General features: G+C 38.4%; 7 protein-coding genes. 2 read left to right on the top strand and 5 right to left on the bottom strand.

Annotation, left to right across the window (positions count from 1 at the left end; translation table 11 throughout):
* Positions 1-172 precede the first annotated feature (172 nt).
* From PAND9192_RS10240 to dtpA, 4 genes are all read right to left on the bottom strand, one after another.
* The gene (locus PAND9192_RS10240; protein ID WP_159458232.1) at positions 173-1,669 is read right to left on the bottom strand and encodes a hypothetical protein; all 1,497 of its coding nucleotides are present in this window, start codon (positions 1,667-1,669) and stop codon (positions 173-175) included.
* Positions 1,670-1,947: 278 nt separating this feature from the next.
* The gene (locus PAND9192_RS10235) at positions 1,948-3,228 is read right to left on the bottom strand and encodes a Y-family DNA polymerase (protein WP_087853723.1); all 1,281 of its coding nucleotides are present in this window, start codon (positions 3,226-3,228) and stop codon (positions 1,948-1,950) included.
* On the bottom strand, positions 3,225-3,932 hold the full coding sequence (locus PAND9192_RS10230) for a S24 family peptidase (protein ID WP_087853722.1): 708 nt from the start codon (positions 3,930-3,932) through the stop codon (positions 3,225-3,227). Before PAND9192_RS10230 ends, PAND9192_RS10235 begins: the two co-directional genes overlap by 4 nt.
* A 207-nt stretch (positions 3,933-4,139) precedes the next feature.
* Complete coding sequence (gene dtpA, locus PAND9192_RS10225; RefSeq protein ID WP_087853721.1) at positions 4,140-5,618, bottom strand: dipeptide/tripeptide permease DtpA; 1,479 nt, start codon at positions 5,616-5,618, stop codon at positions 4,140-4,142.
* Between the two features lie 684 nt (positions 5,619-6,302).
* Between dtpA and PAND9192_RS10220 the strand changes: the two genes are divergently transcribed.
* Together PAND9192_RS10220 and PAND9192_RS10215 are read left to right on the top strand one after the other, a co-directional pair.
* Positions 6,303-7,454 (top strand): iron-containing alcohol dehydrogenase, encoded by a 1,152-nt coding sequence (locus tag PAND9192_RS10220; protein ID WP_087853720.1) that lies wholly within the window; start codon positions 6,303-6,305, stop codon positions 7,452-7,454.
* A gap of 115 nt (positions 7,455-7,569) precedes the next feature.
* On the top strand, positions 7,570-7,830 hold the full coding sequence (locus PAND9192_RS10215; RefSeq protein WP_087853719.1) for a hypothetical protein: 261 nt from the start codon (positions 7,570-7,572) through the stop codon (positions 7,828-7,830).
* 915 nt (positions 7,831-8,745) lie between these two features.
* Here the strand turns inward: PAND9192_RS10215 and PAND9192_RS10210 are convergent.
* Complete coding sequence (locus PAND9192_RS10210) at positions 8,746-11,271, bottom strand: GH92 family glycosyl hydrolase (protein WP_087853718.1); 2,526 nt, start codon at positions 11,269-11,271, stop codon at positions 8,746-8,748.
* Between the last annotated feature and the right edge of the window lie 223 nt (positions 11,272-11,494).

The raw sequence follows: 11,494 nt of genomic DNA, 5'->3' as shown, positions 1-11,494 counted from the left end.
GAAGCGACCTATTAGAACTATTCAAGCCTACATTTACACCAACAAATCCGATTCAACTGTGATAACGGAGGTTGAACTCATCTGGTAATGAATTGAATGTAGTGTTTGGACTTTTGTGGGTGTGGCGTTGTAATACCACACGGAATACCAAAAGCCATTATTACATTCATCACTACAGTCTAAATCTATTTCTCAAGCCCAAACCAATTAGAAACATAAAGGCGAAAGCACATAGGCTGAACCCTGCACTCACAATATCAAAGTGAACGGGTAATAATTCCGTAATTTCACTGGTTTTAGTATCAATCCTTTTTCCACCTAAAAACGGTATGGCTCGACTCAATGCAATTTCAAATCCATAGACCCAAGTCTGATAGCTAATATTTCCCATATTAGTAAACCATTGAGCATACGATGAAGGAGTGAACAGGGGAAAGAAAAAACCGACGGTATATAAAAGTGAAGTAACAATAGTTAAGAATAATCCTACTATTGGACGCCAGATCGATTGACCGTATCGGCTAAAAAAATCAAACCACATATCTAATAGGCTTGCAGCCGTTCCCATTCTTTCTTTTTGCCATCGTTTAGCACGCATTTCATCAGCATGAAAACGGAGAGCCGTTACATACTCTTTGTTACTATCAGCTATTTCTTTGAGGCGACAGAGACTTTCACCGTCATTTTCATTTACCGCTTTACTAAATATACCCCATCCATCTCTTTTAAGTTTGTATTTCAAACCACTAAAGGATGTATGGTTTGTGGTTTTTGTTCCTATAAAGTCAGGAATGACGCTTATCTCTGATTGAGTTGAAAACTCAAGACTTCCATTAAATACAGCATAACGAAAACCAATCCGCTCGGTTTTATAATGAATATTTAATAAGGAAAAATTAGCATGTCGACCAAACTCAGTACCATCAAAATCTACGACCCCTTCGCCAAACTCAGCACGACTAAAACTTACGGCTCCTTTGCCAAACTCAGTAGCAACAAAACTCACGTTCCCTTCTCCAAATTTAGTCTTAGAAAAGTCTACGTCCCCTTCGTCAAATTTAGTCTTAGAAAAGTCTACGTTCCCTTCGCCAAACTCCGTACCACTAAAGCTGACATGTCCTTTTCCGAATTGAGTTCGAACAAAGTTCACAGCACCATCGCCAAATGTTTTCAAACAAAAGCTTATGTTACCCTCGCCAAACTCAGCACCACCAAATGTCACGTTTCCGTTACCAAACTCAGCATCACCAAATGTCACGTTTCCGTTACCAAACTTAGTATGAGTAAATGTCACGTTTCCGTTACCAAACTTAGTATGAGTAAAGTGTATAAATCCGTTACCAAACTCAGCCTTAAAAAAGCTTATGTCACCCTCGCCAAATACAGCACCACGAAAACTCACATCACCTTCACCAAACTTAGTATCAAAAAAAACCACGTCTCCCTTGCCAAATTGAGTATTAGAAAAATCCACGTCTCCCTTGCCAAACTGAGCGTATGAAAAATCCACGTTGCCATCAGGGAATTTAAATCCAGAAAAACTCACTTGTGGTAGGGCTGTTCTTTGTGTTTTTTTTGAAAAATCCACACTAATAAAACTAACATCTGCGACGGGATTTTTTTCCACCCACTCATTCCACGCATCTTTACCTTGTCGCCATAATTCCATTGCCTCCTTACCTTGGAGGATTATCTTTTCGCTCATGATTTTTCAAATGCCTAAAATGTACTAGCGATATTATACAGCTATAGGGGATCGCTTTTATATAGTGTCTAGGATGGTTCGCCTTGAGTATACCCCAACGAAACCAGTTCACTAACCTCCCCAACCCGCATTGCGACATTTAACAAACCACCCATAATAAACCATCAACAAAACCAACTTAAATTGCACTGATCACGAGTAAAAACGCTGCTCTTGTGAGGCTACATTGGCGTGGCCTGTTTCTAGATACACTTCACCACCACAAGCTCGTTAATATCGGTGTAGTAATTCTCAAGTTCTAACATCTCAATCTCCCCTTGCCGCTCTTGATAGCTGCGCTGCTGACAAGCAAATCCAATCACGCCTTTGCCAAAGCGGTCGCTGAGTTGATCAAGGGTACTGTTTAAGTTGTCTTTATTATCAAAACGGTTAAATAACTCAAATTGCTTTATTTCAGCATCAATTAAACTGCTGCCACCCACACCTACTTTATAGATCGGCTGCTGAGCAAGGTTATCTGGCAGAAGATCATTAAATTGCGCTCGCAGTTGTTGTAAGGCAAAGCTGGTATCAGTCAGTCCGCTAGCAAATGTCACCTCACCGCGACGGTAAAATGGTCGACAGTGATCGTGTTTTGAGGTGCTAATAAAAAACGATAGCGTTTTCACTTCAGTTTTTTGATCGCGTACTTTGCGCATCACTTCAGCGCAATGGTGTGCCAGTTCAGCAAATAAATCATCTTGGTGACGTAAGCGATCGCGGTAAGAAGTGGTCGACCAAATCTGTTTTTTCTTGGCCCGTTGAGCTGAAAAATTTAAACAAGTAATACCATTAAGCTCTGAAATCACATTAGCGACGTTAATTGAATAACGTTTGTGGTAAGTCTTAGTGTCACATTGTTTCAATTGATAGGCGGTTACTATGCCCTCTTGTAACAGCTGTTTATTTAGTTGTCGACCAATGTTCCACAATTTACCGACTGGCATTTGTTTTAAAATTGCATCGGTCTGTTGCTCGCTCATCAGTACGCATTGCCCTTGATAAGGTTGGCAATTTTTTGCAGCCCACGAGGCAACTTTCGCTAAGGTGAGGGTTTTACCTACGCCCGCCCCTGTTGGTACACCGGTTTCTTTATAAATGGCTTTACGCAGCGTTTCTACATGTTGATTGAGATCGACGTTGATGCTTTGTAAGTGACTAATATCAAAAAACACTTCATCGACGCTATAGCGCATCGAACGCGCACCATCAATGTGTTTTTCAAGCGCAGTCATAAAGCGATCTGAATGGTGTGAAAAAGTGTTGAAGTTAGCTTTATATACAATACCGTTGTGGGCTCGTAGGTGATCAATCTCTTCCCATATCGGAGTGAATTTGCCGATACCAAGATCAGTACAAGCACGGTTAGCAGCAATAGAGATCCCTTGACCTGCGGTTACCAACAGCGGAATATTCCGCAAAGCAGGTTTATAGGTAATGCAAGACTCAGCATAAAAGCGAGTGCCATCTAGTAAGCAAATCATAACGGCATCGGTCGATGTAAACGTAAACTGTAACGAACCACACCATGCAGGCGAGTGTAATCATCTTGAGTGATTGAATAAGGCTTAAAGCTGGAATTGTCTGAATAAAGAGTTTTAGTGTGCACATTGATCCGCTTTACAACTAAATCATTATTTAACGCCAGCACAATAACATCGTCGTTTTCTGGCGTGAGGTGGCGCTCTAGGATCAAAATATCGCGATCCCAAATGTGCGGTAGCATCGAAACACCCGCAGCACGACACAATAATGTTGAGTGCTCTTGAGTAACAATAAGTTGGTGTAAGTCGATTTCGGTTAAATCACTGTGCCAAGGTAAAGACGGTGGTTGACGAAAATGGTGAATAGAAACGCTGATCACCCCCATCACATGCAGTTCATCCCACGCTTTTCCTGAGGCTGCAATGTGTTGGCACAATACGTTCCAGCGCGCAATGTGGCTCTCGCCATGATATTCAAATAATACTAGATCAGTGGCTAGCGCCTGCAAAGCACTGTCGATCAGTAGCCAGTCACCTTTAGCAATACCAAATTTTTGATAACTATTGTCAGCGCTGATAATGCGCATTGATGTGTGACTATGTACAAATAAAGTTTGTAGGTTTAAAGGCTGCTTACGAAAGCGAATAGTGGGATTTTCAAATCCGGTGATCCCCGCTTGTATATTGGTGGTGAGTGTTATCATGATTAGCTATACTGTGTTTTTGTACAGTTATTTTAGGGCTATTTATGATAAGTGACAAGCGTTAGCCAAATAAAATGCCGTTCATATTAAGTAAACGGCATTATTAATTGGTGTTGGGATAACATTGTTAACGAATCGGCATTCATCTAAAAAAATCAGTGATTGAAATATTAATATTACAACCACTGTTTTTTGTATTTAACTCACTTAAGACAGTGCCAGCGTTGCCTTTTTTGATTCTCCACGCATAATTCGCGTTAATAGCGGCGCGATAATTAATGTTAATAATGCAATTGCTGCCGTGATGTATCCAATAAGACTAAATATATGACTATAAATAGTGAGTGTTTGATGTGGATTGACAATCCCAACCGGTACTGCTGTTAATGTTGCAACCCAACCGGCAAATACTGCTGCGGTTGCTAACGTTAAGAACCACATTCCCATCGCAAATCCCATCATACGCTGTGGAACTAGTTGAGCAACCATTGCCAAGCCTAATCCTGACACCAGCATCTCACCAATAGCTTGAAAAATATAAGATAAAACTAGCCAGTTAGAACTGATAATACCATCGTTATTTGCAAAATGAGCACCAAGCGCCAACACTAAAAATGAAAAACTGCTAAATACCATTCCAATAGCAAATTTCAATGGCATCGCAAAACGATCACCATATTTATTATATATAAATGCCAGTATTGGGCTTGCGACCATCACCCATAATGAGTTCAATGCTTGAAATTGTTCAGGAGCAATAGCAAAGCCAAAAAGATCATGAGACACATTATGGATAGCAAAAAAGTTAACGGATGTTGGCATCTGAAGAAAAGGGACAAAAAACATCACACCTTGCAACATTAATATAAATGCTACAATCATTTTTGCACGTTCAAGGCCATGAGATAAGAATGACTCTCGAAAATACAGAAAAACAATGATAACACCCACAATAATTAAGATTAAATGGGCATAAAATAAATGCTGCAATAAAATAGAGCTAACAAAACTTAATATAATAGCGCCGCTTAAAATACCCATATAATACATAACATTAAGTGGTTTCATATCAGGCTTTGAACCGATTTTTTTAACAACATGCCCACTAATAATAAAGTTAGCAATAGTAATAATAAGCCCCGCAGCACTCGCGCCAAACGCAAAACTATAACCAAAATTTTCTGCTATCCAAGGCGTTAATAATATAGAGAAAAATGACCCTAAATTAACCGCCATATAATACATGGTAAATGCACCATCGAGACGAGGATCATTTTCACCATACGTTTTAGCAAGCAGACTTGATGGATTCGCTTTAAATAAACCATTACCCATCGCGATAAAACCCATCGCAATATAAATTAAGTTAGAGTCACCATAATGACTACTTGCTGATAATCCTAATAATGTATAACCAATGGTTAGAATCATTGCTCCAAGTTTAATAGTACGCTTAGTGCCTAATACTTTATCGCCGACCCAACCACCTATCGCAACAGACCCAAAAACAAGCGCAGTAAAAGCACCAAATAATGTGAAGGTTGCAGATTCAGACATTCCAAGAATATTAACCATATACACGGTTAAAATGGCTTGCATTCCATAGAAACCAAATCTTTCCCAAAACTCGATTGAAAAAATTAAATAAAAAGGTTTGGGTTGTTTAAATATGTTCCTATCGGACATTACTGAATTCCTAAATAATTAAAAAATAACTAATACAAATGTGGGTGTTTTTTATACGTTACGTACCGTAAATTAAATAATATTTTTATTGCACAGAATTAATCATAAAAATAAAAGCACACTAAATTTACAAACATAAAATTAGCGTACAGATAAAAATAATATATATCTAAAATTGATGTGTACGATGCTAACATCATTGTCTTAATTATATTTATACAATTAAATCATTAATAATGAACTAATCGTATAAACATAAAACGTATATAAAAATGAGATTCTAATATATACATTCATGACCTTGCTTTATTATTACCAAATATAAAAATAGTATTTCTTAATTAATGATAAATATGATTCAGATAATATAAATACAATATTTGAACACGATATTAAAATAGAAGTTATTTAATCTAACTAATACATTAAAATGCTCATCTAAAAATCTACAACCATTATTCCATTTTTTATTGTTACTATGTGGTAATAGTGTTTTTGTTTTAACTGGTATTGTTAACTTTTCTGTAATTGTTAATATGACTACATCGAAACAGACAGCAACACTAAAATCGGTAAGGATATACATTTCTCCTACAGTATATCCCTCAACGTAAACTCAAATTCAGACTTATGGCTAACGCGATAAGTCACTATAAATTAATAAATAATTATCGGAGTTTTACTATGAGCAATGTATTTTACATGCCACCTGTAACCTTAATGGGTCCTAACGCTATTCAATCTCTAGGTGCTGAACTTGCATCAAAAGAGCTGAAAAAAGCCCTTATCGTCACTGACAGTGTGTTAGTTGAAGTAGGTCTGGTTAGCAAACTAACTGACGAGTTAACTGCACATAACCTTGAATACGTTATCTATGATGGTGTGCAGCCAAACCCTACAGAGAAAAACATTGATGATGGCCTAGAGCTCCTTGCAAACAGCCATGCTGATTTTGTGATTTCATTTGGTGGTGGTTCATCACACGATACAGCTAAAGGTATCGCGTTGGTGGCAGCTAACGGTGGTCATATTCGTGATTACTCTAAAGGCGTACATCTATCTAAGAAACCACAACTGCCATTGGTAACCGTGAACACAACTGCGGGTACAGCATCAGAAATGACAGTATTTGCGATCATCACTAACCAAGAAGATGAAACCAAATACCCAGTGGTTGATAAGCACTTCACCCCTATTATTGCGGTTAACGATTCAGAATTAATGGTCGCAATGCCTAAGTTCCTAACGGCAACCACAGGTATGGACGCATTAACGCACGCCGTTGAAGCGTATGTTTCAACAGCTGCAACACCAATCACTGATGCATCTGCAATCAAAGCGATTGAGTTAATTGTTAACAACTTAGAAGCTGTAGTGAATAACGGTCAAGACCGCGAAGCACGTGATGCAATGCAGTACGGTGAGTACTTAGCTGGCATGGCATTCTCAAATGCTTCTCTAGGTTACGTTCACTCAATGGCACACCAATTAGGTGGTGTTTACGACCTGTCACACGGTTTATGTAACGCAATCTTATTGGCTGAAGTTTCACGCTTTAATGCCAAGCAAGTACCAGAACGTTTTGTTGACATTGCTAAAGCTATGGGTATCGAGACCGCCGCAATGACGCAAGAGCAAGCAGTTAATGCAGCCCTTGAAGCAATTGATGGTTTGTCAGCAGCAGTTGGTACTAAACAACGTCTAACTGATTTGGGTGTAACTGAAGATAAGCTCGCGTTTATGGCACAAAATGCCCTCAACGATGCTTGTTCTTTAACTAACCCACGTCAAGCGAGCCTAGAAGAAATCGTTAATATCTTCAAAGCACGGATGTAATAAGTAACACCCTGAAAAATAATTTCATTACCAAATGATCCCTTAAAGCCTTGAACTTTGTTTAAGGCTTTTTATTATCTACACCACCTCTACTATCCTATTTAAAGAGTAAAAAATGACAGAAAATATTACTATTGAAGTGAGTAATTGCAGAAATACGCCAAAGAAAGTTTCAATAAAGGCGTATTGCAATAAAGATAAAAATCTCACTGGTACAATGGTCATTCCATTAGACCAATATGAATCTGCTGGGTTAATTCAATCTTTGACTCTAGGTCAGAATAATAATAATCAAATTATTAGTGATAGGTGTAAAGCATTACTTAACTACATTGCCTCTGGAGCAACAATTCGCATGAATTGCTATGCCAAGTAACACTAAAAACAAATAACCAAGCTGATAATGCTATCGTACCTCATTATTGCAACGGTTTTATTCACGCTATTCAACGCTTGGTGCATGACCACCTACCTTTAACCTATATTATTGAAGTGAGGATTTAACAGTTTCAACTATATCGTTTATGGTATCTTTAAGTAGAACTTGAGTATCTTTAAGTAGAACTTGAGTATCTTTACCAACCATGGAATAAATATTTAATAATATCAATCAACTCTTACTCATTTCTTTAATTCTCACTTCAACTAAATCACCTAATTTAAGGTGGTTTCTCATCTGTTTTTCAGGCATGACAGCTCAGCTGTTATGTTTTATTCGTTCACACAATAGAGCATTATTAATCACTATTTGCATTTTTGGCGACACTTTAGCAAAACCAACATTCATACCCCAAAAGCTCTCAGTAATATATTGCGTTTTGTACATGATGGCTCAATCAGCTTTGTCACCTTGTAACATAAGTTCATTTTCAAGCACTGATTGAATGTTCGGTGTTTTTTTGGCTGTTTAATTAAGCTGAAAGTTTACAACATAAAATGATTACAGTTGTCATAACGAAAGAAAATACCAACAGTGGAGACAGAGCGATGAAGTGTAAGCGAAGGAATAAATGGAATAAAGAAGGACTGCCTCGTAAGCCAATTGTTCAGGATTGACTTAACGAGGCATAAGATTTTCGTAGCCAAATGAATTTATTCTCAATCATTGGCTTAAACAATAGTTGTTGTTTTGTTTTGTGGGTTTGACCTCATTATTACTATTTTTCGTAAAAAAAAAGCTAATCCTACTTGCATAGAATTAGCTTTTAATCATTGTTAATCAATAACTAACAAGATTGTCATTGCGCTTTATTTGACCATTAAAGACAAATATTTATCACTGTGTAAGAACTTATTTCATCGTTGGCTTTTTATTAGTCATCACGAAATGTAGTTCACCGCCAGCACGAATTTCATCATGCGCAAAAGTTAAGTGAGTATTAAGTGGTTTACCGTTAATCGTTACCGATTCAACATAAAGATTATCAGGGCTATTATTTTCAGCCGTGATAGTAAATTGACCACCATCAATATCAAATTTCACTTCATCAAATAATGGTCGTCCAATGGTATAGATTGGCTCACCTGGGTTAACTTGATAAAAACCTAACGCGCCCATAATGTACCAAGCTGACATTTGACCGACATCTTCATTGCCAATTAAACCCGCTTTGGTTGGATGGAAAAACTCTTTCATTGCTTGATCAACGTACTCTTGGGTTTTCCATGGCTCGGCAGTCCAGTTATACAGGTATGGCACATGATGATCAGGCTCATTACCCATAATGAACTGACCAATATAACCAGTCATATCTCCTTGTGAGGTATCAGCTTTATCGTTGGCGGTAAATAATGCATCTAAGTTCTGCAAGAAGCTCGCTTCACCACCCATGGTCTGTTTTAAACCATCAATATCATGCGGTGCAAACCAACTCCATTGCCAAGTGTTACCTTCAGTGAAATCTTGACCACGGTGCTCGGCGCGATAAGGCCAGAAAATATCAAACGATGTGGCATCACTAATATCACAGTCTACTGGTAACGGCGTAATTGGATCGCCTTGACCATTAATGGCACATGATGGATAGTTATTTACCCATGAACCATCATGATTTTTAGGGCGCATAAATCCAGTCGCACCATATTTACCATACTCAGCTTTATCAAGATCAAAGTAAGGCTTATAAGCTTGTGAACGCGCCATATAACGGTCATATTGTGCTTCATTACCGGCTAACTTAGCGATTTGAGCAATACACCAATCGTAATACGCATTTTCTAAACCGTATGACACCGATTCATTGACTAACTCATCGTATTTATCTTGGGCAACGCCACCATCTTGCGGCTGTTTTTTAGCATCAGCAGGTACATAACCATGCTGCTCAGCATATTCACCATGACGGGTCATGACTGTAAAGCGTTTATCACCATTCCAAGCATCTTTATAAGGCACCCAATCTTGGGTAATAGTAAGATCAAAGTTCGCTGACACATCAGCGGCTTTAAGTGCTAATTCAAAATCTTGCTGAGTAAATGCCTCTGGATATTTAACCATTACATCGGCAATGACCGATACTGCCGGATAGCCTACCATTTCACCGGTGTAGTCAGAATGTAATTCCCACTTCGGTAATACCCCACCTGTTTTAAATTTATTCATTAAATCATGGGCATATTCAATAGCGCGATCTTTATCAATAATGGTTTTAAGGGGGTGCGCAGCGCGGAAAGTATCCCACATTGAATAGACTGAATAGTTAGTAAAATCCGCATCGGCTTGATGAACTTTACCATCCATACCTCGGTATTTACCATCGACATCTTGGTACACAAATGGTGCGACATAGGTACGATATAACGAGGTATAGAACATAGTTTTATCGGCTTCAGTGCCACCTTTAATGGTAAATTTATTAAGAACATTCGCCCATTGTTGTTGGTTATCTGCTACAACATCATCAAAATCATAGCCATTAGTGTCAGCATGTAAGTTTGCCATCGCACCATCAATACCAGTGCCTGAAATTGCAATTTTTACCGTGATCGGTTGCTCACCTTCACCAAAGTTTAAATGGGTCACTACATCACGAACACGATCACGCTTATCGCCATAACCTTGATAATCAGCTAGGCCAACTTCCGTCACTGCTGTTTGTTTACCATCGACATAGGCCATGTGGCCACTGAATGGTTCTGAAAATTCAGCATAAAAATAAACAGTTTGCCACTGACCCCATTCATTACTGGTACGGGCTCCCGCTATCGCATTATCAGCGACTTTTTTATAGTAGATACTGCGTGAATGGTTACCATATTGTTCTAGTAGTTCATGCTGTAAGTCGATCTTCACTTTACGATCTTTGCCTTCAGGAAAACTATAGCGATGGAAGGCAACCCTATCGGTGGCGGTTAACTCTGCTTTTACTTTAGTTTCAATCAAATCAACTGCGTAATAGCCCACTTTTGAGAGCTCAGTCTGCTTGTCCATGGTAACGGCTGTTGAATGAAAATCGGTATAAGGCAGAAAAGCAAAGTCATTGAGATCGCCTTTACCTGCACCGGAGATATGGGTAGTACTAAAACCAGACAATTGATTTAAATAATGATGATAATCAGAAGGTGAACCTTTGCCGCCCCAATTATTAGGATTCCAGTTATCAGGACTTGGCTGGATCATACCTTCAGGCGTTACTGGACTTGGATTAACGTTGCCTAAACCATCAGTGCCGATCAAAGGATCAACATATTTTAATACTGCCAATGTTGGCTGCAGATCATCTTTACTGGTTGACGATCCTGATCCATTATCATTATTACATCCACTCAGACCTATTGAGAGTGCGATTGCTGCTGCAACTATTGACGGTTTAAACATCGTATATCCATCCTTTTATGTATTACACCACTTAATTATCAAAGCGATAGTAATAAAATTAAAACAATCTCATTTATTAAGTAGATATTATTTATTCGCGCTTGAATAATAATCACCGTATTGTGGCGATATTATTAAGAATAAAAAAACACTGAGATATAGGATAAATTACGCATTCACTGCATATTTGTAGCGGTTATAAATCGTTGGAACTAAGCTCCCA

It is taken from the genome of Photobacterium andalusiense (genome assembly GCF_900185625.1).
GTDB classification, from domain to species: Bacteria; Pseudomonadota; Gammaproteobacteria; order Enterobacterales; family Vibrionaceae; genus Photobacterium; species Photobacterium aquimaris.
The sequence above is the reverse complement of the archived record's forward strand: the minus strand, read 5'-3'. Positions and strand labels throughout refer to the sequence as shown.